Here is a 26424-nt window from a genome sequence, read left to right as displayed (position 1 = left end):
AGTGGATTCACCGTGTTCTGGAAAAATTCATCAGAATCACTCTCAAAGACGCTCAGAATTCATTAGAGTGCCCGCAGGATAGTCGGGCCCGCGACCAGATTTTTTATTCCAACCCTCGGAGTTAATTGTGAGATTGCCAAAGCTGTTACTGTTTATCGTGTTATTCTGTTTTGTTTTTCTATCGGGGGCGCAGATCCAGGCCCAGGAAACCAATGAGAAAGCGGATGCAAAACAGGCAGAACCCCCGTCATCGGTAAAAGAGTTAAAACCGGTCACCACAATCGATCCCCTGGTCCCCCTCGATCAACTGCGCATCATGGTGCGCCCCCTGACCAAAGACGAGTTGCAGGTCGAGGCCAATGCCTGGTTTGAACTGCTGCGCAACAAGTCCCGCCAGATTGCAGCGGCCCGGCTGGGGGTCAAGAAAACCAACGAAGCCATCGCCACGAACGATGATCAGCAGGCCCTCGATTCACTGAAGAAAGCAGAATCGGTTCAGCACATGGCCGACGAAAAGGCCCGGCAGACCGAAGAGGAACTGACGAAACAAGCTCAGGAAACTTTGGGCGTGGATGTCGCCGTCGATGCAGCCAGGCCCGATCCCGCCAAAGCGGAAGAGGGAACAACTGCATCCACGGAAGAAAAATCAGCCACAACAGCAGACAGCACAAGCACGCCTGATAATCCCACCACTACACAATCCGCCGAAGCGATGAAAGCGGCGTTCCTGCAGAACATCAATCGATTGCAGGACGAACGCACCGCGCTGAGTGACCGTCTGGAAGTGGTCCTCACATCACTGGCGGCCAAAGGGGGAGACGTGGAAACCTATCGCAAATACATCGCCGCCGTCTCCGGTCTCGAACTTGATACCTCGGATGCCAGCGCTGCCTGGTCGGGCATCAAAGGCTGGTTTGTCTCAAAAGAAGGGGGCCAGCGGATGGGCTGGAACCTCGGGAAATTCCTGCTGATCCTGTTCCTGACCTGGGTCGTAGCCCGCATCGGTTCGACCGTTATCAGCTGGCTGCTCGAACGGAAGGTCCGTTTGACACAACTCGCCGAAAACCTGATCAGCGGTACGATCCGCAACGTGATCTATCTCGTCGGTTTTGCAGTCGCCCTGACTGCACTCGAAGTCGATATGACCCCGGTCCTCGCAGCCATCGGGGCCACTGGTCTGGTCGTCGGTCTCGCGTTGCAGGGAACCTTGAGTAACTTTGCCAGCGGTCTGATGATTCTGATTAACCGTCCCTTTGATGTCGGCGATGTCGTCACCGCAGGCGGCGTTACCGGAACCGTCAAACAGATGAACCTCGTTTCCACCAACTTCCGCACCTTTGACAACCAGACCATTCACGTGCCGAACAACTCGATCTGGAACGGCGTGATCACCAACATCACCGCCAACAAGGTTCGCCGCGTCGATCTTGAGTTCTGTATCGGGTACAGTGATGACTTCGAACAGGCCGAACAGATCATCCGCGACGTGCTGGCAGACCAGGAACTCGTTCTCCGCGAACCCGAAGCGGTCGTGGTGACGCATGCCCTTGCCGATTCGTCGGTCAACATCGTCTGTCGCCCCTGGGCCAAAACCACCGACTGGTGGGCCGTGAAAACCGCGGTCACCCGCGAAGTCAAACGCCGCTTCGACCAGGCCGGCATCTCGATCCCCTTCCCGCAGCAGGACATTCATGTCTACTCAACGGATGCGTCCAAAGGGAACGGCAAAATCGAAACGGTCAGCAAGTAACGCTTGCAGCTGCTTCAGATAATTCACAGCGTGCCTCTGAATTCCTCATCGAATTCAGAGGCACTTTCTGTTGACGCGATTGACTTCATGAATGGAACGTCAACGTATCCGCGTCTGCATCGGGCGTTTCACCGTTATCATGGAAGCGCACGGGCCGTTGCGCTCTCCGATCCACGGTCAGCTGGAAAATATCAAATCGGTTGTAACCGCCCACCAGGTCGTGCAGCTGTTTGGGCTCAACGCACAACGCTAAATCGACGTCCGCGTAAAGCAGACCTTCGTCTGCCTGTTGAATCTGACTGATGGGTGTGCCACTGGGACCGATGGCCACCGAAATCCCGCGCGGACTCGCATCCAGAATGCGGCCCGCCTCTTTGTCCCGGTTGGCCAGTTGATCGCGTGCTTCGCGATCCAGGTAGCCCGCAGCCACCAGGTTGAACAGTTTTCCTTCGAAAGCGTGGGCCCCCGCGCGAATCAGAATCGCGTTTTTCAGATCGTAGTTCTCGTGCACTGCAGGATCGTGTGAGGGCCAGACCGGCGGATAGGTCGAGAGATGCACCTGCTCTCCCTGGGCAAGCAGCGTGAACCGTGCCAGGGGATTCGTATTCTCACCGCAGATCAGCATCCCCACCTGCCCCAGTCGTGTCGGATTGACCACCAGACCCGCCCCATCGCCGGGCGCCCAGACCAGCTTCTCATAAAACGTGGGTACGATTTTGCGGTGATGATTGAGAACAGTCCCCTCATCGCTGATCAGCACATTGGAATTCCAGATGCAGCCGCCACTGACGTGCGTTCCTTCGTTGAAGCCCATCGAGACGAAGATTCCGCACTCCCGGGCGACCTCAGCAATCGTCGCCAGTTCCGGTCCGTCCACCTGAATTGTATTCGCCGCCAGTTCGCAGAACAGATCGTGGTTATGAATGGGGGCCTGCAGTGCGCACCAGACCGGAAACGCCGGGATGTAAGTCTCCGGGAAGACAATAATCTGCGCTCCGTGACGAGCCGCCTCGCGAATCAGCGAGCTGGCCTTTTCGACCGTCCGGTCTTTATCCAGAAATACGGGAGCAACATGCGCGAGAGCAGCTTTGAATGCAGGGTAAGTCATCTGGGAACGCCACCTGTTGAGAGCAGAATGAAAGGGGATTCAAACGGGCGCTCTGATTGTAGAGCATCGACGTCGTTGTCGCTACCAGATTTTCAGACCGATGCCTGAATGCTCTCCAGCACGCCGTCCCACAACTGCAGCCGGGCCTGAATTGCCTCCTGCGCCGCCGTGATCGCTTCCTGAATTTTAACTTCGTCTCCCCCGCACAGTCCGTTGAGCAGTCGCAGTGACAGCGGGGCATGGAAGTCACCATCCAGTTCGACGTGCCGATTCAGATAGTAATGAAACACGGGCGCCTGTTGTTCTGAAACGCCGGTCTGCTTCAGGATTGCACGGAACATGCTGGGAATGATGTGTTCGCGTCCCAAAGCGAAAGCCGCCGCGATTTTATGTGGCGCGCCATCGGCGATGAACTCAAATGTTTTGGTGGTGAACTGCCGCGACGGTTCGGGCAGAGAGGGCAGAGCCAGCGCACTCTCGATCCCGCTCGATTTGACGGTGGCGATAAATTCCTTCAGCGGTCCGGTGTCGGCCCCCACTTCATGCATGGCTGTCTGATACAGTTCGAAATGGCTCGCGAATTCGCCGTCCGCGGTTTCATCGCATTCTTCTTCCAGCACGATCTCGTTGATAAACCGTCGAATGCTTCCATCGCCCACAGGCACCCAGGGCGCTCCCGTGGGAGCCACAATCCCCTGCAGCGTCTTCACCAGAGACATGAAATCCCAGACCGAATAGACATGGTGTTCCATGAACCGCTGCAGGTCCTCCAGCGTCGCCATCGACTCATAAATCGGATGAGTTTCGAGTGGTTCGGAAAACGAAGCAATGATTTCAGACGTAATTTCCCGTGACATGGACAGCCCATTCTCTGGAGATTTAGATGTAAGCGGCGCGGAGTAGCCGCTGGTATATTGAATTAAAAATCTGAGCGGAAGGGCGCTTGCCACCGGAAACAGAAAACGTCTGTTACCTGCTCACCGAAGGTGGGCAACGATCCCCTCACAGAGCGCGTTTTCAGAACGAACTCACCCGCGATTATAGTTCTCACCGGCTGTTCTGGTAGGGCTTTCTCAGGGATTTCTCTTAATCCCACCAGAAGAACCAGTAAGGAGATTTCAGCAGAGTCGCTCCCAGATTGCTGATCGTTTCACAACCCTGAACCACAATATCGCCACAATACCAGTACTGTTCCCAGGCCAGTTGCAGGGCTGATTGCTGATCTTGAGGAGGCTCATTGACTGTGCATTCGATAACACCCCCTCCGACACTGCAGATTTCCGCTCCCCAATCGGTTTGCCACTTGCGATGGAAGGCACATTGAACCTCCGGTTCCGGGCAATCATTCCAGCCTCCAAAGTTTAAAATGGCGGGAAGATGCCAGGACGTTTTAATTTGTGCCAGTCCGATATAGACTTCGGGGAGAACGTTTCCATTCACAGCGTTTTTGTGTAAACAGAGGGACCCTTTCTCATGAATTTCTCCAGGCCATTCCCCCAGGTCCTCATAGGGAGAATAGCCAAACTCTTTCATTTCCGCCCTGCGTTCCGCCACCCATTCGTCGATATCAATCTTCTGAGAGGCGCGTATGGTTTCCTCGGGTGACTGCCTTGGGGATTCAGCAGATTCAATCATCCTCTCCAGATCATCCTGCGGCCCGATCAGAAACGGATATTGTCCGGTTTGCGGATACTGATCGCGAAACGCATTCAATTGTTCTACAGCCTCAACACCGGGGACCTTGAAGGTTTTGAATGTCATACGGTGAAAATCCTGTTGAAAGGAAAAGAATCCGGCAACAACTTTATGGAGGGGGTTTAGAGATCGCCATACTTCGTCGCCAGTACGACAGTGTAGCCGTCCGGATCGCGCACCCAGAGTTCACGGTGCTGTGCATTCGGATTGACTAGCGGTCCGTCCAGAATCTCTGCAGACATCGAATTCGCCCGCGCGACCGCCTCAGTGAAATCATCAATTTCAAACCAGAGCAAGGCACCGTTCCCCTTTAATGCATCGGGATCTCCCAGAAAGGGATGCTCGTGCACGTCCCAGTGGTGCAACTGCAGGATCAGCGTGCCATCCTCGCGTACCAGCTGTTCGTACTCATCGCCGCCATGTCCACTTTTGACATTCAGCAGACTCTGATACCAGCGACTGCTGGCGGGGACATCATTCACAACAATCATCGGCTGTGGTCGCATGCTCGTTTTCTCCCCTGTTTTTAAATGATCTGGGGCATCAGAGTGGATAGATCCCCGCTTTATAAGGTTGATCCAGCTTCTTCACGACTTTCAGCAGTAGTTCCCACTCTTCCTCATCGATGGCGTTAATCGCCCGTTTAATGGTCTTACGACTGGCAGTCGCACAGTTGACGGCAATCGGATTGAAATCGGTCCAGCGCTTGTTGCTCACAATATTGCTGTTATGAAACGTGGCGATTGTCGCCAGTCGCGATCCTTTCTTGAACGGGGCACCGGTCGCACTTTTAATCGGGCGTTTAACGATCTTGACCACCGGATACGGGCGGCCTCCCTGGGCATCCATATTCGCGACAACCGCAATCAACCCCTTGTCCGGATTAACCACAATCGCTGGTAACAATGCACCCTGAGCGAAATGACCTTTCCAGGAATTCAGATTCATGATGCAGGCGATCACGGAAACCCCGGCAATCGCTCCCCCCAGTGCAGCATGCACCGTCATCAGGGCCAATCCCACGATCACACCGACCACATAAAAAATGACTTCCCCGGGATAACAGCGGAGCAAGACTTTATAGTTCACTTTAATCATCGGTATTCGCTTTGTCCTCGTCTCTCTATAGCATGCTTCTGATCGCTGAACCGGTATGCGCTCACGATTCGTGATGGAGTTGGATTGAGTATACTCCTGTACTGTTTCGGTATCAATTTGAATTGATGACGAGAAGGAGATTTTCAGCAGGCGGTTCCAGTAGCCGCGGATTAAAATTTTTAATCCGTTTTTAAGGATTAAAACTGCCAGAAGAGACGCACTAGAGGGCTCCGTAAGTTCTGTCCGGGATTCTTCTAAATCCCCAAGAAACGTTTGGTGCTCTCCTCCAATAGCCGATACAATCGAATACTACCGTTAGAAACAACGGGCACAGTTTCCAGCTGGAACTGTATTTGTCCCATCGATTTGCGTCGTCAAAGCACAACTCGACTGGGCCGGCCTGCGATGTTTCTCCTCATGGACTTTTCTCACCGCGATTACTATCTCACAACACGACAGAGAGGAGACAGCATTGACTGCCGACGAGACTCCACAGAAACAGCCAGCTGACAATTCCCAGGGCAGACGCAATTTCCTTAAAGGCAGCGCTGCTGCGGTAGGTGCCGGACTGGCGGCCTCCGTTCCCGGTATCTCCTCTGCTGCAGACAGTGACGGTAAATGTGAGATGAAAAACCCGTACGGAGCGCGACCGGGGGGCGGGATCAGTCTGCCTGATTACTACAAACCCTGGCCGGCCATCAAGAACCGCAACGTGTTTATGCCCGGTACGGAAATTCTTCCGAAGAACGAAATGCGGATCTCGTTCCTGGGTAGTACTCCCTGGCCGCCCACGCGGTTGCAGTCCGGAACTTCGATCCTGGTTGAACTGGGAACCGGCGAAGCGCAGCCCCGGCGTTTCTTTTTTGATCTCGGAAACGGCAGTATTTCGAACGCCATCGCCATGCAGGTTCCCGCGCCACTGATCAACGATATCTTCATCAGCCACCTGCACTCCGATCACTTTGCTGACCTGCCTTATTTCTATCCTTTCCGGGCATTCTCAGGCGGTTATACACCGCTGCGGGTTTACGGCCCTTCCGGTCGCACCCCCGAACTGGGGATCAAGCACATGGTCAAACACATGCGGGAAATGAACCGCTGGCACGAGGAAAACTTCAATGCCTGTCCCATCGGCGACGGCATGGAAATTGAAGTCACGGAGTTTGACTGGCGCGAAGAAAACGGCATCTGCTACAACAAAGATGGCGTCGTCGTCCGTCACTGGCCCCGCTCCCACGTCAAAGATGGTGCTTCCGCCTATCGACTCGACTGGGAAGACGCAGGCCTTTCATTCGTCTGGACCGGCGATGGTCGTCCCGACGAACTCTCAGCGAAATACGGCAAAGGAGTCGATGTCTTTGTTTCGGAAGGGACCATCGATGTGCCTCAGCTTTCTTCGATGAAACTGGGAGCCCCCGCGGAACTCTGGGAATACACGATCGACATATTCCACACCATGTATTACGCCGCCGGCTATCTCTTTAAACAGACTCAGCCTCGCATGGGGGCCATCTGTCATTACGAATATGCAGGGCCCGCACTCGAAGCCGAATCGACTGCCGAAGTCCGCTCCAACTGGGATGGCCTGTTCATGTTTGCCGGCCCCGATGTCCAGGTGATTAACGTCACCAAAGATGCCATCTGGTCCCGCGAAGCCCTGCTCCCCGATGGTGCAGCCCCTGCCTCGATGGATCCCCGCTGGTTGCTCAAACCGGGCGAAAAACTGCCGGCGGAAATTAAACTGCCCACTCCTCGACTCCCGCGTGAGAAACAGCAGTCTGAGTTCCTCCGTGAACTGGAAATCGACCCCCATAAATACTATCCGCCCGATGCCTACCGCAAACCGGTGCAGAAGTGGCCCGGCATTACACTCAATCCGAAGGAAATGCTCGAAGCCCGCGGTATCAAAGTGGATGACGACAGCCAGTAAAGCCACATGATTTCCAGACCTGCCGCTGATCTCCCGGCAGCAGGTCTGTTTCGCGCAGAGGAAAAGTGACCGTGAAACCAGAAGATGAACGCCCCATTCTTGCCCCGGGACCACGCCTGACTCCCATCGAAATTCCAGGTCGCGATCCCGTTCCGGTGACACTCTTGACCGGATTCCTGGGCGCCGGGAAGACGACACTCCTGAATCGGATTCTCAACGGAGAACATGGTCTCCGCGTCGGCGTGCTGGTCAATGATTTCGGCTCGATTAACATCGATGCCGAACTGGTGGAAGGTGTTGAGGAAAACACGATCAATCTGACCAACGGCTGTGTCTGTTGTGAAATTCGTGATGACCTCGTCAACTCGCTGGAACAACTGCTGACCCGTGATGATGTCATCGATTATGTAATTCTTGAAGCCAGTGGCGTGGCGGAACCGGAAGGCATCGTGATGACGTTCCTGAACGCGCGCTACGAGAAACTGCTCCGGCTGGACAGCATTACTTGTGTCGTTGATGCCGAAGCCATTTTCACGCATGCCGAAAATGAGGAACTGACGGCCCTCAAACTCCGGCAGATCGGTTTTGCCGACATGGTTCTCTTAAACAAAGTTGATCTGGTCGGTCCCACACACCTGGAAGTCATCGAGGACTGGATCGGTCAACATCTTCAGCGGATCCGCATCGTGCAGGCACAGCGCTGCGATGTTCCGCTGGAGATCCTGCTCGCCGTCGGTCGTTTCGATCCGGCCCACCTGGAAGCACAGCAGCAGAATCCGGAACTGGTCGGCGATCAACAGACCGCCAGCCAGCTGTTTTCAACCTGGAACTATGAATCCGACCAGCCCTTCTCCATTGAGAAACTGGAAACCATGGTTCGTCGTCAGTTGCCCGCTTCAATCTACCGCTGCAAAGGCATTGTCTATTGTGCAGAAGCTCCCGAGCAACGGCACGCGCTACAGGCCGTCGGACGTCGGACCGAACTGACGCCTCTCGACGACTGGGGCACACGTCCTCCCCGCACCCGCATTGTCGCGATCGGCACCGGCTTCGATCCTGGCGAACTGACCGAACTGTTCGACAACTGCCTGGCTGAGACGACATCTAATCCAATCAATTAGTTAAACCAGAATGCCAGCGTGAAGAACCGGTTACGGCCGAATGTCCGGTTGATGCGAGTCCACAGTTCGGGATCAGCGAAGTCTGTGATCTCACCCTTTTCAAGGTACGGGGCCGCCGCGGTTCCCTGGAACCACAGAAACGGATCGATCTCCCGAGGTTCGGTAAACACTCGTCTCAGATTCACACCCTGTGTCCCCGGTTTGCCCCGCCAGAAGGGAATCAGCTTCTTGCCCTGCAGTACCTCTCCCGCTTCGTCCAGCACGACCAGCCAGGTATCGACCATCTCCTGCGTAACCTTGATTTCGAGCACGCCGGTCTGCTGTGGATTGGGAATCCATTCGCGTTCGTTGTCGGTTTCCGCCAGATAATACTTCCACATCGATTTCGCGTGCCACTGCATATCTTCCAGGTGTGCCAGGGCCGCCTTCATCCGCTCCGGTTCCTTGAGTTCAAACCGCCAGAGGTGAATGAATGCCAGGATGTCCGAGACGAGTGGCCGATCTACACCAACGATGCTGTCTACATTTCCGTGCTCTTCCAGCAGAAATGGGTATGGCGTGTCGACCTTTTCAAAAAACAGATGGGCCGTACAGTTGAATAATTCCTGACCGTCAATCGCCAGCAGGACCTCGCCCCAGGCACACAGGAAGTTGCAGTAACCGGCCAGCCAGTCCGCATCGCCGCGATCAAAATCAATTAAGAACTGTTCCGCATCTGTCTGTTGCTGAGAGACGCCTGCTCTGCTCAACAGGAATCGTGCTTCGACCGGTTTACCAATTCCCAACAGATCAACCTTGATCAGCCCCACATGCAACGGCAGTTTCACATTCGGATCTTTGACAGCAGACAGGGTTTTCTCAGCAGCTTTCAGATCATCAACCCACGTCTGCAGCATTTGACGGGTATCGGCATAGGTGGCCGTTTTGGAATCGGGAGCTTGAGACAGAATCTTCTGGATTGGTTCCGGCAGCCCGCGTCTGACGTCTTCTGTCCGTAAACCAAACCGATTCAAATTTCCTCCCACATACTGAGCCAAAGTTCCTCCCAGATGTTCAAACGACTGAAAGAACTGCACCACTCCCAGACCAAACCGCGCCTCGTCATCTTCCGGATTCGCTTTCAATTGTTTCTGCAGGGCCTGAGCCCCTTCGTCCAGTTTTCCCGATGTCAGGTATTCTTCCGCCAGCGGGGCGGCAACAGCGAATTGACTCATCAGGAACAGCGTTCCCAGACAGACAGGAATCAGAATCGAACGACGCATGACAGGGCTCCTGGTTGAAATAGGTAAGTCTATTGCACATCAGTCATTCCGCAGTGAATGTACTTCCTGCGGAATGACATCCCACATTGTAAGGCGTTTATCGTGGAGGAACATCACGCATTTTTTTGAAAATGGTTTTTCACTGTCGGCTCAGCAGGCGCTGCGGATGCTGAGCAACCAGTATTGCTTCGAGTAATCCGTAAAATCAGGAACCCTACTGGATTTACACGTCTGGTATATTATTTGCGACTAATCTAACGGCGGATAGTGAATCACTCGACCTTCAAAAGAAGAGGAGTCTACACATGGATAACACGATGAAAATCAGTGACCAGATTACCGTTGGACCTCAGCCGAACCGGGACGAAATTTACGAATTCGGCAACGAAGGTTTCAAATCGATTGTGAACTTTCGCACTGCCAATGAAGAGGGAATGCCGATCACTCCCGAAGCGGAAGGCAAAGCAGTCGAGTCTGCAGGAATGAAATACTGCCATATCCCTGTTTCCATGAACATGCTGGACGATAGACAGGTCGACGAATTTCGTGAGCAGTTTGAAACGCTGCCCAAACCGATTTTCGCTCACTGTAAAAGTGGTAAGCGCGCCGGTGCGATGGCCATGATGAAACGCGCCGTCGAAAACGGAATGTCCGGCGAACAGACCCTGCAGAAAGCAGAAGAGATGGGCTTCCAGTGTGATAAGCCCGAGCTCAAGGACTTCGTCAAGCATTACGTTGATACGCACCACAAATAAGCGTCACACTCAATCAGCAGAGAGTACTCAACATGATATTTTACCCACGGTTTGTGCCTGGGCTGGCGATCAGTTCGTACCTGATCGGCGATGATCAGAGCGGGGCCGCGGTCGTAATCGACCCGCCCCGTGATGTTGATGACTTCATTGAATTTGCCCGTCAGCACGATTTGCACATTCAATATATTATCGAGACCCACGTGCATGCCGACTTTGTTTCCGGCTCACGCGAGTTGAAAGCGCGACTGAACAATCAACCGCAGATTTACTGTTCAGCGTATGGCTCTGCGGACTGGACTCAATCATTCGCTGATCGTCATGTATCAGCAGACGACACGCTGTCGTTAGGCAAGCTTCGGTTCGAGTTTCGGCATGTTCCCGGTCACACACCCGAACACATCGCCATACTGCTGTTCGACGAATCCCGCAGCCAGGACACGCCCTGGTGCATGTTTACAGGAGACTTTCTGTTCGTCGGCGATGTCGGGCGTCCGGATCTGCTGGGCGAAGCCGAACAACAGAAGCTCGCGCACCAGCTCTATGAAAGCGTGTTTACGCGGATCGAGGCCCTGCCCGATTTCCTGGAAATCTTTCCTGCACACGGGGCCGGTTCTCTGTGTGGAAAAGCGATTGGCTCGCGACGTTCGTCCACACTGGGCTTTGAACGACGTTTCAGTAATGTCTTGCAGAAGCAGGACGAAGAACCCTGGATCGAAGACTTGCTGCAGGACATGCCTCTCTCCCCTTCCTATTTCAGTCGCATGAAACGGATCAATAAGGAAGGTCCGGCGATCATCGGACCGGAACTCCCGGGACAGAAACGCTGGTCGGCGAAAGAAGTCGCAGAGCGACAATGTGAGGATTGCCTGATCGTCGATGTCCGTTCGAAAGAGGCGTTCGCGGCAGCACACATCCCGGATGCCATCAACATCCCCATAGGATCAAATCTGCCTACCTGGGCGGGCTGGGTTCTCCCTTATGATCGTCCGATTCTGCTCGTCGTCGATCAGCCCTCCCAGGTGAAAGAAGTCGTCACTAATCTGCTCCGCGTCGGCTTTGACGACATTCAGGGCTATCTCGAAGGGGGCATCAATGCCTGGGAAACAGCGGGATTCCCTTTGGAAATGCTGGAGACCATCTCAGTCCGGGATCTGCATCACAAACTGCGCCAGCAGCACCCGCTGACAGTGTTGGACGTGCGCACCGAGCGGGAATGGGACGCCGGTCATATCAAAGGGGCACTCCACATTCACGGCGGTGCTTTACAGGAACGCTTTGAGGAAATTCCCCAGGAACAACCGGTGGCTGTGGTCTGTGGTTCTGGATATCGGGCTTCGATCGCCTCCTCGTTCATCCGCCGCGCCGGTTTCACTGATGTGGCAAACGTCCTGGGAGGTATGTCCGCCTGGAAAGCCGCAGACCTGCCCTTAAATGCCTGAAATTAAAGAGCTTGTGCTCTTGGTCCAGGCTCCGTTCCGTCGGCTCGACAAAGGCGGGTTTCAACCGGTGGCACGGATACAGTCCGCCTGATCCTGTTATATTTATTACAGAGGCAGTCTGGGAAGAATGTCCGGGGAATTCACTCATGTGAATGGATCTTGATGGATCAACGTGGACAACTCCGCCGATCAGAGATAAGATGGGAAACTGAAACGCTTTCCATCCAGACTGACCCTCCCCTGCCTGGCGTCACTGGACGCACTGCTGCCCCCGCCCTGGAGTAGATAATGCTGAATATTTTCGACGGAGCTGCTAACCGATTCTGTAATCGCGTCTCACGCCGTAATTTTATCAAGGTCGGCGCGCTGGGATTCGGCGGTCTGACGCTCCCACAACTTCTGCGGGCAGAACAACAGTCGGGCACCGGGAAGTCACACAAGTCGATCATCATGATCTACCTGCCGGGCGGACCGCCGCATCAGGACATGTACGATCTCAAGATGGACGCGCCTTCTGAAATTCGAGGCGAGTTCAACCCGATCTCTACGAATGTACCTGATATCAAAATTTGCGAGCATCTGCCCCGCCTGGCCGGTCTCGCTGATAAAAGTATCTTCGTGAATTCACTCGTCGGGTCTATCGGTCAACATGCTTCGTTTCAATGTATGACCGGACACAGCGATCGCAATCAGCCTGCAGGCGGCTGGCCGGAAATCGGTTCTGCTCTCTCGCGCCTCAAAGGCGATCCGCGGGCAACGTCTCCCGCGTATGTGAACCTCTCGCCGAAGATGCAGCACACACCCTACAACTTTGGAAAAAACAGTTTCCTGGGCACCTCACATACTCCCTTCAATCCAAACGGGGAAATGAAGGGGGATATGACCCTCAATGGAATTACTCTGGACCGTCTGCAGGATCGAAAACAACTCTTAACGAGTTTCGATCAGTTCCGCCGCGATGCGGATAACAGCGGCTCAATGGAAGGCCTGGACGCTTTCAACGAACAGGCATTCGGCGTCCTTTCCTCCGGACGACTCGTCGAGGCACTTGATGTCTCCCAAGAAGATCCCGCGGTTCGCGAACGTTATGGCAAAGGAACCTCGCGTAAGCAGGGTGACGCCGCCCCTCGTCTGAACGAACAGTTCCTGCTGGCCCGTCGACTTGTTGAAGCGGGTGCCCGCATGGTGACGTTGAGTTACAGCTTCTGGGACTGGCATGGCAGTAACTTCAAACGGGCCAAAGAGAACTTCCCCGATTTCGATCAGGCCATCACCGCCCTGATTGAAGACCTGCATCAGCGGGGACTCGCCGAAGACACGACCGTCATCGCCTGGGGCGAATTTGGACGGACTCCCAAGATCAACAACAACAGCGGCCGGGATCACTGGCCCCGCGTCTGTAACGCACTGCTCGCCTGTGGTGGAATGAAGACCGGCCAGGTGATCGGTACCACCGATCGTCTCGGCGGCGAAGCGGATGACCGTCCTGTCCACTTCCAGGAAGTCTTTGCGACCCTCTACCATAATATGGGAATCGACATCGAGCGGGTCACCCTGCCCGATCACGCCGGTCGTCCCCAGTATCTGGTCGACAGCGGCTATCTCCCAATGCCGGAAGTCGTATAATATCGATCACTTAGAGTCTGTCAGGGCGAGCAGTCCCTCCACGTGGCTGCGATTCTGTTTCGCTTCGCGTTATGTCTCAGATCACTGCTGATTGTGGCTTGCCAGAGACCACGCTGGTCGCTCAGCAACCGTGTCAGATTCTAAAGCTGCTTCCCATTCATTTCGGAATCCAGCCACCTGGCTGAGCCGGAAAAAATTCTCATCACGCTTTCCTGCCTTGTCCGCGGTATTTCAGGCGTGAAGGGCTTAAATTACTGCTCAGCCGTGAAGTGGTATTGGCACGGGAAATGCAACTGGTTTCACTCTATCTAACTCCGATAAAAACTGGAGCGAGTTTCTATATCGGGTATGGCTCTCGAGCGGGCCATGCTAATGAGAATGGGGGGGAACTCGCTTCAGTTTTCTTTTTAATACCGGCCGCCAGGAACTGAGACCATGCCGACCACCTGGACACAAAAAGATGAAAAGCAGTACAAGAAAATCAGAGAGAGTGCCCTTGAGCGAGGAAAATCCAGTTCCGAGGCGAAAGAGATCGCCGCTCGCACAGTCAATAAACAACGGCGGAAAGAGGGAAGAACGCCCCAGGAGACCACTCAGGGAACCGGTAACCCTAACACACGTCTGGAAGACCGCACTGTAGATGAACTTTACAATCTCGCGAAAGAGCATCACATTCAGGGCCGCAGCAAGCTGAATAAAGCTGAGCTGATCGAAGCCATTCGTGACAAACGCTAGCCGAATCACCTCTTCAGTCAGGATTACATCATGGATATTTCACGTTCGCCAGGTGAGGACACTACATCGATCACTTCGACCCTGCCCTGTTTTCTGCGTGGCTTCTTCGAGAACCCGCTGCAGGTGGCTTCCTGTATTCCCAGTTCCAGTTACCTGCAACGCAAACTGAGCTCGCTCTCCTGTCTGCGTAACGCCAAAACCGTCATCGAACTCGGACCGGGAACCGGCGAGACGACAAAGGCCCTGCTGCAGGCTATGTCTGATCAGTCCAAGTTGCTCTGTGTGGAAGTCGTTGAAGAATTCGCTGCATCGCTACAGCAGATCGCAGACCCGCGTCTGATCGTCGAGATCGGATCCGCCCTTGATCTGGAATCCATTCTCAAGCGGAACTACTTCGCCTCGGCTGATGTCATCGTCTCGGGAATTCCATTCTCAGTCCTCTCGCCGGAGGAAGGTCGTACATTGATGGAATCCATCTATCAGCAGCTCGCCCCCGGCGGTGCCTTCGTGACTTACCAGTTCCGCAGTAGTGTCTGTGACCTGGCAACAGAATACTTCGGTCCTCCTGAGAAACGTTCGATCGTGTTGTGGAATCTGCCACCCCTGGAGATCTTCGTCTGGGAAAAGTCGGTACTGGAATGCCACCATATCAGTCACAACGCCAGGTCGATCAAAGCCTGACCACTTACGGGGCCGACTGCCCCTCATTGCTACAGTGTGAACCTGTTTTTCTGGAACGTGTCCTGGTTTCCGGTATGTTCAACATCTGGAAATCCGGAGCCAGGTATCGTTTCGGGACTTATAATGGCTGTAAAAAATGATGCGGTGTGGGTATTTCATGGGACTGCAGCGCAGTTTTGCTGTGGTGTATTTTCCACAAAAGAAAAAGCGGAAGAATTCATCGCCCAACATCAGCTTTCAGGTATTCTGACTAAGTATCCTCTCGATACAGGCGTCTATGACTGGGCTATCGCGGAAGGAATTTTCAAACCTTCCAGGGATTATCAGTCCAGCCCCCGGTTTATCAGCCGCTTCACCAGCGCGAGCCAGGAACATTTCCATTACGAAATGGGAATTGAGGGAAGAGAGGGCAGCGAAGATGATTACCCCGCAGGCCGGCCAGACGTTCGAGATCAATGATACGCTGCTTGCAGACTTTCCCTGGCATGAGTTTACGAACGTCGCTCGTTTTGTGATGGAGTGGTCTGCTGGACCTTATCCAGACATTGAATTGATACTGGAATCCGATCTGGCGACGAACCTGGTCGCCTGTTTTTCTCTGGAACAGGTCGCAGAATGCAGGCTACCGACCATGGGGATAAGGCGCTTGCAGTTTTCCTCACTGACAGCAGAAAACGCCCGCTCGCATCAGTGGGAGCAGGTCAATTATCGCATCTTTGATGCAGATTTTGAGGAGCCGGTTCTGATGTTCAAAACAGGGCAGATTCAGATACAAACACAATAATTCCGCTTATTCCGCTTTCCCTTGCTGAGCGATATACGCTCTGGCCTGCTCGATGTAGCCCGGCGTTTTCAGTCCGACCTGTTTGGCTTCTGCGAGGGCCGCTTCGAAACTGAGGCCGTCGTCCAGCACACGATGCGTCAGCCAGATCGCTCCCACGCGGTTAGCGGATGCACAATGCAGAACCAGTGGCTGCTTCGATTTGTCATTCAGCAGTTTGCGGCACTGGTCGAAAATCGCAGGCGTCAATGATTCCGGAGCTCGAAAGGGAATCTGCACGTAATCCAGATTCAGCATCTTCAGGTACATCGCTTCGTCCCATTTCAACTCCCGTGAAGGACGCAGATTAATCACCGTCTTAACCCCCGCTTTCTGGATCAGGTTGAAATCGTCTTCTCCCGGCTGACCTGCGAGGTAGATCTGACCGCTACGGTGCAGGGGAGAGATCTGCCCCAGTTCCTCCGCCTGCAGCATGCGGCACACTGATTCTGTTTTGGAGTCACCCCAGACAGTCGTCGGGTAAGTCGCGAGGCAGAATATCAGCAGCAGTGGAGCGGTTTGAAAGCATCGCATGGTTGATTCCAGTCAGTAAAACAGGTCGGATCAGGTAAGGATCAGATCATTCTAACAGAATCACGGTATGGACACAAAAAAACGCCAGTCAAGACGAGCTGACTGGCGTTGAATAATTCATGCATCGAAGAGGTTCAAAAAAAGGAAAACTTATATATCCTCCTGGGAGATGACGCACGAGATAAAAACAATTTGTGTATAGTGAATATCGCCAGAATCGTCATTTTTGTCAAGCGATATATAAAACGAAAATGAATTCCTCGTAAAAAATCTGATTTGGCATCTGTTCATAAATGAACTATCACTGATTCCTGAGGTCTGCGCTGAATCAAAATCCGAGATTCTGACGACCTTGATATCATTTCCTGCAAGGGAATTGTAAGATAAAATTGCTGTCAGATTAGCGGCAGTGAGCTTAAGCGCCATTAGAATTCTGAGTACATGATTACCGTTTTCCCTATCGCGGGACAACGTGAGGAAATGAACGGACTGTAATGCTGCAACAACTTCGCTACCTCCTGTTACAGGTTCGCAATTCAGACGATCCGATGAAACAGCAGGAAGTCAACTGTTTCGCCCGCTCCCTGGATGTCGACACCAGCCAGATCGCCGTCTTCGATTTGCTCGGCGGTCCACTAACGGAAGTCGATCTTGTGTCTCATGATGTCGTCTTCATCGGCGGCAGTGGTCACTATTCCGCCGCAGGAGAAGGTCGCTGGCTGGAGATTGCCCTGGAAAGTCTGCGGGTTGTGCACGATCTCCGTAAACCCACGTTCGCTTCCTGCTGGGGATTCCAGGCAATGGCCCGCGCCATGGGAGGCCGCGTGGTCCACGATCTCAACCGGGCAGAAATCGGTGTCCATCACGTCAACCTGACCGCTGCAGGACAGGCTGATCCCATCTTCGGCCCCGCAGGCGATATTCTGCAAGGTCTTATGGGTCATGAAGATACGGTCGTTGAACTACCTCCGGGAACCGAACTGCTGGCCTCCACTGATCGTGTGGAAAATCAGGCGTATCGTTTCCTCGATCGACCCATTTATTGCACCCAGTTCCATCCCGAACTCGACCGGGAATCGTTCCTGGGCCGCCTCAATACCTACCCCGAATATGTCGAGAAAATCGCCGGCCTCTCCCTCGATGAGTTCCGCCACTCGATTCACGATACACCCGAAACCATGGCTCTGTTAAAACGTTTCGTGCAGGAGATCGCCCCCCGGCATCTGAACCAGACCTGATCCTCTTCCCGCCCGTAATTACTCAGGTACACCGTTTATGACCCCACCGCCAGACAAGAAACTGCATGTCGCCATCATCACCTCCGGAGGAGCAGGCATGTTCTGTGGCGCCTGCATGCACGACAACACCTGGACCAAAGCCATGATGCTGCAGGGGGCGGAAGCAACCCTCATCCCCACCTACACTCCCATTCGCGTCGACGAAGAAAACATGACCGGCTCCCCGGTCTTCCTGGGAGGGATCAACGTCTATCTGAATTACCGCTCCCGCATCTGGCGCGCTCTGCCCCGCTTCCTCAAGCACTGGCTGGATACACCCTGGATTATTAATCTCGCGACCAGCTTCGGCGTCAGTAACGACGCCCACGAACTGGGCGCCCTGACCGTCAATTTGCTGGAAGGAGAACAGGGAGCCGAAGGCGTCGAAATTGAAGAACTCGCCCGGTTCCTGGGAGAGACTCTCAAACCCGATGTCATCTGCCTCAGCAACGCCCTGCTCTCGGGGACCATCAGGACCATCAAGCAGCATTTCAAGGGACCTCTATTCTGCATTCTTCAGGGAGACGATGTCTTTCTGGAAGAACTCGGAGAACCTTACCGCAGTCGTTCACTGGAACTGATCCGCTCAAACGTGCAACAGCTGGACGGCGTTCTCGTACACAGCGACTACTACCGCGATTTCATGTCTGCTTACCTGGATGTGCCCGTCGACCATTTCTACAAAGTCCTGCTGGGCATCAATCTGGATGGCTATGACGGCACGCCGGAGACCAGCGTCGAAGAGCCTTTCACCATCGGCTTTTTCGCTCGCATCTGTAAAGAAAAAGGTCTGCAGAACGCCGTCGAAGCCTTCAAGCTCTTTCACGAACGACACCCCGACAGCCGCCTGCTGGTGGGGGGCTTCCTGGGCAAAGAAAACGAAGCCTGGTTCAAAGAGACCACCGCGCCCCTGGATGAACTTCAGGATGCCTACCGTTACTGGGGCAGCCCTGCTTCGCACGAGGAAAAAGTCGACTTCTACAAAAGCCTCTCCGTCCTCTCCGTGCCGACCGACTACCAGGAACCCAAGGGGATCTTCGTGCTGGAAGCCCTGGCGAACGGCGTCCCCGTCGTCCAGCCCGCCCATGGTGCCTTTCCGGAATTGATCGAACAGACCGCCGGCGGACTGCTCGTTCCCCCCGGCGATACCCTGGCACTCGTCGAGGCCTGGGAACGTCTGTACCAGGACAAGGATTATCGTAAACAACTGGCACAACAGGGTTACGAACGCGTGCGCCAGTGCTTCAACTCTGAGCTGATGGCCACCGAAAGCCTGCAGTTTTTCCGCGATCGCCTCGCCGCTGGGACTCCCGCCGAGAACCCACGCTAATTGCCCGCTGGCTGCTGAATGACCCGCCGTCCTGCTTAACAATTTCCCCGGATTCCGCTATGGTATAGCTTCTATCGGAAATCGTGCGGAACGGGCCAGACCCGCTCCATCATATATAAACATACGAATATAAGGTTTGAGTATTTCAATGGCTGATTTGCATGCGTTAATGAAAAAACTGCAGAAGAAGAATGATTCCAAGATCGTCCTGCTCGTCTCTGACGGACTGGGTGGACTCCCCCTGGAACCGGGCGGAAAAACCGAACTGGAAACAGCCAACACCCCTAACCTCGACGAACTGGCCAAAAACGGAACCCTGGGACGCAGCATTCCCGTGCTCCCCGGCATCACTCCCGGGAGTGGCCCCGGTCACCTGGGACTGTTCGGCTACGATCCGCTGCAGTTCAACATCGGTCGCGGTGTACTCGAAGCTCTGGGCATCGATTTTGAACTCGGTCCCGATGACGTCGCCATCCGAGGCAACTTCTGTACGCTCGACGATGACGGCAACATCACCGACCGTCGTGCCGGCCGCATCGCCAGTGAAATCGGCGTTGAACTCTGTAAGAAACTCGATCAGATCGAAATCCCCGGCGTCGAAGTTTTCGTCCGTCCCGTGAAAGAATACCGCCTGGTGATCGTGCTGCGGGCCAAAGGACTGGGCGGCGACATCAACGATACCGATCCTCAGAAAACCGGCGTACCTCCTCTCGAACCGGTCGGCCAGAACGAAGCCTCTCAGAAGACCGCCGAGATCTGTAAGGAATTCCTCAAGCAGGCCGGCGAGATCCTCAAAGACGATCGTCCTGCCAACCTGCTCACCATGCGGGGCATCGCCAAGATGCCGGAGATCCCCACCTTCGAAGAAGTCTACGGCACCCGTGCCGCTGCCATCGCCGTCTATCCGATGTACCGCGGACTGGCTCGCCTGGTCAGCATGGACGTCAAGGATGCCGGCCAGACCCTCGAATCGCAGATGGACTGCCTCGAAAAAATCTGGGACGATTACGACTTCTTCTTCGTGCACTACAAATACACCGACTCCACCGGCGAAGATGGTAACTTCGCTGCCAAGGTTGCCAAGACCGAAGAAGTCGATTCCTGCATCCCCCGCATCAAGGCACTCAAGCCCGATGTGCTGATCGTTACCGGCGACCACAGTACACCGTCCAAAATGAAATCACACAGCTGGCACCCCGTACCCGTGCTGCTGTCTGCGGAAAACGCCCGCTTCGATGGCTGCCAGAGCTTCGGTGAATCAGAGTGCATCAAAGGCGGACTGGGACAGTTCGAAGCCAAGTACCTGATGTCCATGGCCATGGCGCACGCCGGTCGCCTGGAAAAATATGGTGCCTGATCCCAGCGGGAATCAGTAAAACCAGACCCTCAAAGGATGCCCCTTCTGCGGAAGGCGGCATCCTTTTTCGTTATATTCGTTGTGACTGGAGTGTAAAATGGACTGCAGTCGCCGATCGACAGGAAAGATCAAGGAAACCAGATGATTTTGATCGATCCTGCTAATAATAACGTTCGTTAGACAGGGACCGTGCGCCAGGTCGGACACAGAACAGGGACTCAACTATCTTCAACTCCGGGTGTCATTGATGTCGCAGTACTTAAGCCAGCTTTCAGGACTCTCCACCTTCATCATCATTCTGGCCTGTGGAGCGCACCTGTTCTTCTTCTTTGTACTCTGGGTCTGGTCCCGCCGCGACCTGCGAGGCATCGCCTCATCTCTGGATGACTTCACCCGCGGACTCAAGCACCGCAGCCTGCTCGATTCCACCGGTCACCTCTCCGATCAGATCGAAGCCTTTCTCGCGGACGTCAACGAAACCATTGAACCGGGCGCCAACCCGACCGACCGCAAGGTGCTCTCCGAACGCGTGCATATTCTCGATGAAAAACGCCGCTATCTTAATTCCCACTTCTTCGAGACCTGCTACAACATCTGTCGCACGATGATCGAAGCCTACCCCCTCGCCGGGGTCCTGGGGACGATCCTCGCGATGGGGGCGGCCCTGCAGGCAAACACCGGTGCCGAAAACGGTTCCGCCATCAGTTCCATCGTCAGCCACTTCGGCGATGCTATCTGGTCCACGTTCGCGGGCCTGGCGGCTGCCATTCTGCTGATGTTTATCAACAGTATCCTCGAAACCTCGTTTCTCGGTCTGGTCGAAAACCGGCAGCATGTCCGCGATACCGTCGTCCGCGCCAAACGGGAGCTGGCACTCGCAGAGGGGAGTGCCGCGAAATCATGATCAGCCGCCGTCGTTTAACCTTCCAGCTCACACCCCTGCTCGACCTGCTCCTGATTGTCATCTTTGCGCAATTCATGGACACGCAGGAGACGACCGCTCGCATCGAACAACGCGCCGAGACCAAAGTCACCCAGGCGGAAGAACAACTGACGCATCTGCAGCAACTCCAGGCATCGGAAGCGGAGCGGTTAAAACGACTCTCCGCAGAGAAAACCAAAGCACTTGAGGCGATCGAGAAGGCCCGGGAAGCCAATGCCGTCACGCAGGAAAGCATGCGGTTGCTGCAGCAGCAGTCAGAAAAAACGCAGATGGAACAGTCCGAGCAGATCGAACGCCTGCGTGATCAGCGCGACCGGGTCGGCGAACTCGTACAACAGTTGTTCCAGCTACCGGAAGACACGCTGGATCCGCTGCTGAAATCCAAGGGGACTCCCGATTCTCCGGAAACCCGCGAACAAAGGGAACGCGTCAGAAAACAGCTCAAGGAACTGGCCGAGGCCCGCGGCGAAGATGTCGTGCGGCACTTCCTGACCTACGACGAACTCACCAAACGCAGCGACATCTGGGATCTGTATCTGACCGAGAATGGCGTCTTTGAATTGCAGATCGGTGACAAGTCAGCCAGTTTCCGGGCGGATTCGCAGGCAGAGTTCGTCGATCACTTTTATGCTGTCTACAAAACGACCCCGCAGCCTAAGAGCCTGGTGATCATTCTCTTCTCCTACGGTGATGCCAAAGCCTCCGTCCGTTTCGCCGCCACGCAGGGGCTGCCCCTGGTCGCAGAACGGATGCGGGCCGACAGCAGCGGACGCACCCGCTTTGAATACGCGGTGATGGGCTTTGTCCCACAGCCGACTGGTACTACAAAGCAACCGCCGGCCGAGGCCCGTTAAATTCCCAGCTCTTCGCGGACCTCTTTGAATTTCTCGATCGCGAAATCCAGATCTTCAATCGAGTGCGCCGCGGAAATCTGGGTCCGGATCCGCGCCTTGCCCTGAGGCACCACGGGATAAGAGAACCCGATCACGTAGATCCCCTTCTGCAATAACGCGTCAGCAACCTGAGCCGCCAGCGACGCATCACCCAGCATGATGGGCACAATCGGATGCTCGCCCGGTAGCACATCAAAGCCGACCTGCGAGATGCCCGCGCGGAAATGTTTCGTGTTCGTTTCCAGCTTGTCGCGGAGTTCCGTCGAAGCGGTCAGCAGATCGATGGCTTTGATCGACGCAGCCACAATCGGCGGTGCAACGGAATTCGAGAACAGGTAAGGACGCGACCGCTGCCGCAGCAGATCGATCACTTCCTTGCGACCACTGGTGTATCCACCGCTGGCACCACCCAGTGCCTTGCCCAGCGTTCCCGTCAGAATGTCAATCCGCTCCATCACGTCGTGGAATTCATGCGTCCCCTTGCCGTGCGCTCCCATGAAGCCAACCGCATGCGAATCGTCGACCATCACCAGTGCATCGTACTTATCTGCCAGATCGCAGATCGCCGGCAGATTCGCAATGTAGCCGTCCATTGAAAACACACCATCGGTGGCAATCAGACGGAAGCGGGCCGACTGTGCCGCCTTGAGTTGTTCTTCGAGGTCCTGCATGTTGTTGTTCTTGTAGCGGTACCGCTGCGCTTTACAGAGCCGCACACCGTCAATGATGCTCGCATGATTCAGCTCATCCGAAATGATTGCATCCTCTTTCGTAAGCAGTGTCTCAAACAGCCCGCCGTTGGCATCGAAGCACGAAGTATACAGGATCGTATCTTCCGTCCCCAGGAACGTACTCAGTTTCTGCTCCAGGTCCTTGTGTATCGACTGGGTTCCGCAGATAAACCGGACCGAGGACAAACCGTAGCCCCACTGATCCAGACCCTCGTGGGCAGCTGCAATCACCTCGGGATGTTCGGCCAGTCCGAGATAATTGTTCGCGCACATGTTCAACACCGGCTCACCGGCTGCCACACGAATGTGTGCGTCCTGCGGCGTGGTGATGATCCGCTCCGACTTATACAGACCGGCGTCCTTGATTTCTGCGAGCGTCTTTTCCAGTTCCTGTTTGATCGATCCGTACATGGGATTTATCCTGCTAAAGTTTGTGGCGTCGTGACGTATTCTGTCTTACATCTCATTCCAGTCGAGAATCACCTTGCCGGACTGGCCCGACATCATTACCTCGAACCCTTTTTCAAATTCGCTGGCATGAAAACGGTGTGTAATGATCGGACTGATATCCAGCCCGCTCTGCAGCATGACTGTCATCTTATACCAGGTCTCGTACATTTCGCGACCGTAGATCCCTTTCAGCGTCAGCATGTTGAACACAACAATGTTCCAGTCGATGGCAATCTCTTTTTCCGGGATTCCCAGCATCGCGATTTTACCGCCGTGGCACATGTTGTTGAGCATGTCCCGAAACGCGACCGGGTTCCCCGACATCTCCAGCCCCACATCGAAGCCTTCGGTCATCCCCAGTTCTTTCTGGGCGTTGGCAATCGTATTATCCCGCACGTCCAGCGCGAGTGTTGCCCCCATCTTTTTCGCGAGTTCCAACCGGTACGGGTTCACATCAGTGACGACCACATGTCGGGCTCCCGCATGTTTAACGACAGCTGCCGCCATCACACCAATCGGTCCTGCACCGGTAATCAGAACGTCTTCTCCCAGCACGTCAAACGAGAGGGCCGTATGGACTGCGTTACCGAAGGGGTCGAAAATCGAAGCCACATCCCGGTCAATGGAGTCGTCATGATGCCAGATGTTGGTCATCGGCAGCGAAATGTATTCGGCAAACGCACCCGGACGATTCACTCCCACGCCCCGCGTATGAGCACACAGGTGTCGCCGTCCCGCGAAACAGTTTCGACAGCGACCACAGACGACATGCCCTTCTCCGCTGACGATTTCGCCGGGAACATAATCAGCCACGTTCGAGCCGACTTCCACAATCTCGCCTACAAATTCGTGGCCGACCACCATCGGCACCGGAATCGTCTTCTGTGCCCAGTCGTCCCATTTGTAGATATGGACATCGGTGCCGCAGATCCCCGTCCGATCAACTTTGATCAGCACATCATTGATACCGATCGTCGGCTTGGGGACTTCTTCCAGCCAGAGACCCGGCTTTGACTCTTTCTTTACGAGTGCCTTCATGATTTCACCCCGGCGTGCAGAAATATTTTGGAGGATCAGCTGACTGAATCCTTTATAATGCCTGATTATCCAGTATAATAGAAAACGGAAATCCATTTTGCAAGAGTCATAATCCGGTATATTGGAAAAAGAGATGGCTGCGCCTTTGCCAGGAAAACAGACCGCCAGCAAACCTACGGCTGAGCTCTCCCCCGATGAGATCAGCGGGCAGCTCTCGCAGCGCGTTCGTACCCTGCGGAAAGAGCGGGGCTGGTCACTCGATTCCCTCTCGGCCGCCTGCGGTGTCAGTCGTTCCATGCTGAGTCAGATCGAGCGGGGCGAAGCCAATCCCACGCTGGCCGTCACAGTGCGGATTTCACAGGCCTTCGGCATCGCTCTGGGCGAACTGGTAGAAGCGCCGATCTCCACCTCATCAATTGAAGTCATCCGGGCCGACGATCGCACGTTTCATTATCGTTCCGATGACGAGTGCCGCATTCGGACACTCTCCCCGCTGCACCTCGAAAAAGACGTTGAGTTTTACGAAGTGCAACTGCACGCCAACGGGAAACTGCAAAGCGCGCCCCACTTCAAGGGGACGCGCGAATTCCTGACCGTCGAAAAAGGCAAGATCGAACTGCAGTCCGGCGACGATACAACCGTGCTCGGTCCCGGAGATTCCGCCAGCTATCGGGTTGATGTGCCGCACACCATCAGAAATGCCGGTCGGGGCGAAGCCTTCCTGTTTCTGGTCGTCATCTATCAGAATTGAATGCTGCTGAAAGCACCGGGGGCAGCTTACTGCTCGCAGGCAGAGACCGGCTGCGGTTCCGTTTTCACGGGCTCTGGCTCCGACGAGGTCATATACTTTTCGCGGTGCCGATCAGCCAGGATCGTATCGATGAAGAACTGCGACGTGTGAAACATCAACAGTGGAAAGACAGCCGACGGCAGACCGGCGTCGCCAAACATCGATGCATCCGTCGCCACGAACACCGCGATCGGCAGTGTCTTCTGGCTCCCCGCAATCGCACTGGCAATCTGGTCCCGCGGATGAAACCGAAACGTTTTACCCAGCAGCAGATTGGTGAAAAAACCTCCCACGTGCACCACGATGCAACTGATCCAGACCACCGCGACCGCTGCCAGTGAGATGCCTACTTCCGAAGTCTGAATGCCATAACCGGTCTGCACCGCAGCCAGCAGCACCATGAACAGCACGAAGATCAGTGCCACGGTCCCCAGTCGCGAAGTAATCCGATCGGCAAACTGCTTGATGGTCTTGTTCATCCGCAGGATCTGACCGACGACCACCGGCAGCATCGCTGCATAAAACAGCTTCGTCACCATCTGCACGCGATCGAATTCAATCTCGCGGGAGGTGATCAACAGGATCCAGAACGGGACGGTCAGGAAGCAGGCCCCGTTGGTGATCATGGTCACCATCAGGGACACGCCGTCATTGCCCCCGCCCCGCCGGGTCCAGACTGAAGCCCCGCACAGCGTGCACGGCACACAGGCCATAATGATCAGCCCGACCTGAAAATCGGGAGTCAGTTGCAGCGGCAGCAGCGCCCAGGCGATCAGCGGCAGCAGCACTATATTCGTCGCCAGCGAGAGAAACAGCGGTCCCGGCTTGCGGATCGAAGAGAGCAGATGCTCGGAGTTGAGACTGAGTGACATCAGAAACAACACGATCGCCGTCAGCCACGAAGGGCGAATGAACTGCTTTAACTGGGACAGCGTTTCCTGCGATCCTTCGTGTCCGGCATAGACGCCGCAGGCAATTACAACCGTAATGCAGAGCAGAAACCAGCGGCGTCGAAAAAAGGCAAGCATGACTCAGTTTTCAGTTCGTATGGGGCGGGTGAG

The 26424-nt window shown here is 54.8% G+C and carries 26 protein-coding genes; 16 read left to right on the top strand and 10 right to left on the bottom strand.

Going from position 1 to position 26424, the window contains the following annotated elements:
- The first annotated feature begins 127 nt into the window (after positions 1 to 127).
- Positions 128 to 1750 carry a mechanosensitive ion channel family protein gene (locus tag HG66A1_RS24655; RefSeq protein WP_197996776.1) on the top strand — a complete coding sequence of 541 codons (1623 nt, stop codon included), beginning with the start codon at positions 128 to 130 and terminating at the stop codon, positions 1748 to 1750.
- Positions 1751 to 1835: 85 nt separating this feature from the next.
- Here the strand turns inward: HG66A1_RS24655 and HG66A1_RS24650 are convergent, their stop codons facing one another.
- The 5 genes from HG66A1_RS24650 to HG66A1_RS24630 form a co-directional block, all read right to left on the bottom strand.
- On the bottom strand, positions 1836 to 2858 hold the full coding sequence (locus HG66A1_RS24650; RefSeq protein ID WP_145190438.1) for a carbon-nitrogen hydrolase family protein: 1023 nt from the start codon (positions 2856 to 2858) through the stop codon (positions 1836 to 1838).
- A 92-nt stretch (positions 2859 to 2950) separates the two neighbouring features.
- Positions 2951 to 3715, bottom strand: a complete 765-nt coding sequence (locus HG66A1_RS24645) for a DUF3050 domain-containing protein (protein WP_145190435.1) — start codon at positions 3713 to 3715, stop codon at positions 2951 to 2953.
- A 229-nt stretch (positions 3716 to 3944) separates the two neighbouring features.
- The gene (locus HG66A1_RS24640) at positions 3945 to 4619 is read right to left on the bottom strand and encodes a DUF4253 domain-containing protein (protein WP_145190431.1); all 675 of its coding nucleotides are present in this window, start codon (positions 4617 to 4619) and stop codon (positions 3945 to 3947) included.
- 56 nt (positions 4620 to 4675) lie between these two features.
- A complete protein-coding gene (locus tag HG66A1_RS24635) occupies positions 4676 to 5059 on the bottom strand; it encodes a VOC family protein (protein WP_145190428.1) in 384 nt (127 codons plus the stop codon).
- Between the two features lie 37 nt (positions 5060 to 5096).
- Entirely contained in the window at positions 5097 to 5651 is a 555-nt protein-coding gene (locus tag HG66A1_RS24630) for a DUF3239 domain-containing protein (RefSeq protein ID WP_145190426.1), read from the bottom strand.
- 472 nt (positions 5652 to 6123) lie between these two features.
- Here HG66A1_RS24630 and gntH point away from each other — a divergent pair, with 472 nt between their 5' ends.
- Together gntH and HG66A1_RS24620 are read left to right on the top strand one after the other, a co-directional pair.
- On the top strand, positions 6124 to 7581 hold the full coding sequence (gntH, locus tag HG66A1_RS24625) for a guanitoxin biosynthesis MBL fold metallo-hydrolase GntH (protein WP_145043344.1): 1458 nt from the start codon (positions 6124 to 6126) through the stop codon (positions 7579 to 7581).
- 71 nt (positions 7582 to 7652) lie between these two features.
- Entirely contained in the window at positions 7653 to 8702 is a 1050-nt protein-coding gene (locus HG66A1_RS24620) for a CobW family GTP-binding protein (RefSeq protein WP_145190423.1), read from the top strand.
- On the opposite strand, the gene HG66A1_RS24615 is transcribed toward HG66A1_RS24620, so the two are convergent.
- The gene (locus HG66A1_RS24615; RefSeq protein WP_145190420.1) at positions 8699 to 9964 is read right to left on the bottom strand and encodes a tetratricopeptide repeat protein; all 1266 of its coding nucleotides are present in this window, start codon (positions 9962 to 9964) and stop codon (positions 8699 to 8701) included. The two genes, HG66A1_RS24620 and HG66A1_RS24615, sit on opposite strands and share 4 nt — an antisense overlap.
- Before the next feature lie 305 nt (positions 9965 to 10269).
- Between HG66A1_RS24615 and HG66A1_RS24610 the strand changes: the two genes are divergently transcribed.
- The 7 genes from HG66A1_RS24610 to HG66A1_RS24580 all read left to right on the top strand — a co-directional run bounded on the left by HG66A1_RS24610 (position 10270) and on the right by HG66A1_RS24580 (position 15984).
- Positions 10270 to 10719 (top strand): beta-lactamase hydrolase domain-containing protein, encoded by a 450-nt coding sequence (locus HG66A1_RS24610; protein WP_145190417.1) that lies wholly within the window; start codon positions 10270 to 10272, stop codon positions 10717 to 10719.
- A 32-nt stretch (positions 10720 to 10751) separates the two neighbouring features.
- Positions 10752 to 12158, top strand: a complete 1407-nt coding sequence (locus HG66A1_RS24605) for an MBL fold metallo-hydrolase (RefSeq protein ID WP_145190414.1) — start codon at positions 10752 to 10754, stop codon at positions 12156 to 12158.
- A gap of 288 nt (positions 12159 to 12446) precedes the next feature.
- Positions 12447 to 13784, top strand: coding sequence for a DUF1501 domain-containing protein (locus HG66A1_RS24600; RefSeq protein ID WP_145190412.1), 1338 nt, complete (start codon positions 12447 to 12449; stop codon positions 13782 to 13784).
- A gap of 435 nt (positions 13785 to 14219) precedes the next feature.
- Complete coding sequence (locus tag HG66A1_RS24595; protein ID WP_145190409.1) at positions 14220 to 14519, top strand: Rho termination factor N-terminal domain-containing protein; 300 nt, start codon at positions 14220 to 14222, stop codon at positions 14517 to 14519.
- A 30-nt stretch (positions 14520 to 14549) separates the two neighbouring features.
- Positions 14550 to 15200 (top strand): class I SAM-dependent methyltransferase, encoded by a 651-nt coding sequence (locus HG66A1_RS24590; protein WP_145190406.1) that lies wholly within the window; start codon positions 14550 to 14552, stop codon positions 15198 to 15200.
- Between the two features lie 123 nt (positions 15201 to 15323).
- Positions 15324 to 15659: a hypothetical protein gene (locus tag HG66A1_RS24585; RefSeq protein ID WP_232106669.1), complete on the top strand. Its 336-nt coding sequence runs from the start codon at positions 15324 to 15326 to the stop codon at positions 15657 to 15659.
- Positions 15619 to 15984, top strand: a complete 366-nt coding sequence (locus HG66A1_RS24580; protein WP_145190403.1) for a hypothetical protein — start codon at positions 15619 to 15621, stop codon at positions 15982 to 15984. The genes HG66A1_RS24585 and HG66A1_RS24580 overlap by 41 nt, the downstream gene beginning before the upstream one ends.
- 6 nt (positions 15985 to 15990) lie before the next feature.
- On the opposite strand, the gene HG66A1_RS24575 is transcribed toward HG66A1_RS24580, so the two are convergent.
- Positions 15991 to 16554 carry a protein tyrosine phosphatase family protein gene (locus HG66A1_RS24575; protein WP_145190401.1) on the bottom strand — a complete coding sequence of 188 codons (564 nt, stop codon included), beginning with the start codon at positions 16552 to 16554 and terminating at the stop codon, positions 15991 to 15993.
- A 494-nt stretch (positions 16555 to 17048) separates the two neighbouring features.
- On the opposite strand from HG66A1_RS24575, the gene HG66A1_RS24570 reads away from it, so the two are divergent.
- The 5 genes from HG66A1_RS24570 (at position 17049) to HG66A1_RS24550 (ending at position 22315) form a co-directional block, all read left to right on the top strand.
- The gene (locus HG66A1_RS24570; protein WP_145190398.1) at positions 17049 to 17792 is read left to right on the top strand and encodes a type 1 glutamine amidotransferase; all 744 of its coding nucleotides are present in this window, start codon (positions 17049 to 17051) and stop codon (positions 17790 to 17792) included.
- A gap of 37 nt (positions 17793 to 17829) precedes the next feature.
- Positions 17830 to 19161 carry a glycosyltransferase family 4 protein gene (locus HG66A1_RS24565; protein WP_145190396.1) on the top strand — a complete coding sequence of 444 codons (1332 nt, stop codon included), beginning with the start codon at positions 17830 to 17832 and terminating at the stop codon, positions 19159 to 19161.
- Positions 19162 to 19309: 148 nt separating this feature from the next.
- Complete coding sequence (locus tag HG66A1_RS24560; protein ID WP_145190393.1) at positions 19310 to 20518, top strand: 2,3-bisphosphoglycerate-independent phosphoglycerate mutase; 1209 nt, start codon at positions 19310 to 19312, stop codon at positions 20516 to 20518.
- A gap of 247 nt (positions 20519 to 20765) precedes the next feature.
- Positions 20766 to 21422 (top strand): MotA/TolQ/ExbB proton channel family protein, encoded by a 657-nt coding sequence (locus HG66A1_RS24555; RefSeq protein ID WP_145190390.1) that lies wholly within the window; start codon positions 20766 to 20768, stop codon positions 21420 to 21422.
- Positions 21419 to 22315 carry a hypothetical protein gene (locus HG66A1_RS24550; RefSeq protein WP_145190387.1) on the top strand — a complete coding sequence of 299 codons (897 nt, stop codon included), beginning with the start codon at positions 21419 to 21421 and terminating at the stop codon, positions 22313 to 22315. The genes HG66A1_RS24555 and HG66A1_RS24550 overlap by 4 nt, the downstream gene beginning before the upstream one ends.
- On the opposite strand, the gene HG66A1_RS24545 is transcribed toward HG66A1_RS24550, so the two are convergent.
- Both HG66A1_RS24545 and tdh read right to left on the bottom strand, forming a co-directional pair.
- A complete protein-coding gene (locus HG66A1_RS24545) occupies positions 22312 to 23496 on the bottom strand; it encodes a glycine C-acetyltransferase (RefSeq protein ID WP_145190384.1) in 1185 nt (394 codons plus the stop codon). The two genes, HG66A1_RS24550 and HG66A1_RS24545, sit on opposite strands and share 4 nt — an antisense overlap.
- Before the next feature lie 45 nt (positions 23497 to 23541).
- Complete coding sequence (gene tdh / locus HG66A1_RS24540; RefSeq protein ID WP_145190381.1) at positions 23542 to 24573, bottom strand: L-threonine 3-dehydrogenase; 1032 nt, start codon at positions 24571 to 24573, stop codon at positions 23542 to 23544.
- Between the two features lie 133 nt (positions 24574 to 24706).
- Between tdh and HG66A1_RS24535 the strand changes: the two genes are divergently transcribed.
- Entirely contained in the window at positions 24707 to 25324 is a 618-nt protein-coding gene (locus tag HG66A1_RS24535; RefSeq protein WP_145190378.1) for a helix-turn-helix domain-containing protein, read from the top strand.
- A gap of 26 nt (positions 25325 to 25350) precedes the next feature.
- Here the strand turns inward: HG66A1_RS24535 and HG66A1_RS24530 are convergent, their stop codons facing one another.
- Entirely contained in the window at positions 25351 to 26391 is a 1041-nt protein-coding gene (locus HG66A1_RS24530; protein ID WP_145190375.1) for a bile acid:sodium symporter family protein, read from the bottom strand.
- Between the last annotated feature and the right edge of the window lie 33 nt (positions 26392 to 26424).

This window comes from Gimesia chilikensis (assembly GCF_007744075.1).
Lineage (GTDB): Bacteria > Planctomycetota > Planctomycetia > Planctomycetales > Planctomycetaceae > Gimesia > Gimesia chilikensis_A.
Note: the sequence above shows the minus strand (reverse complement) of the source record. Positions and strands in the feature narration are given on the sequence as shown.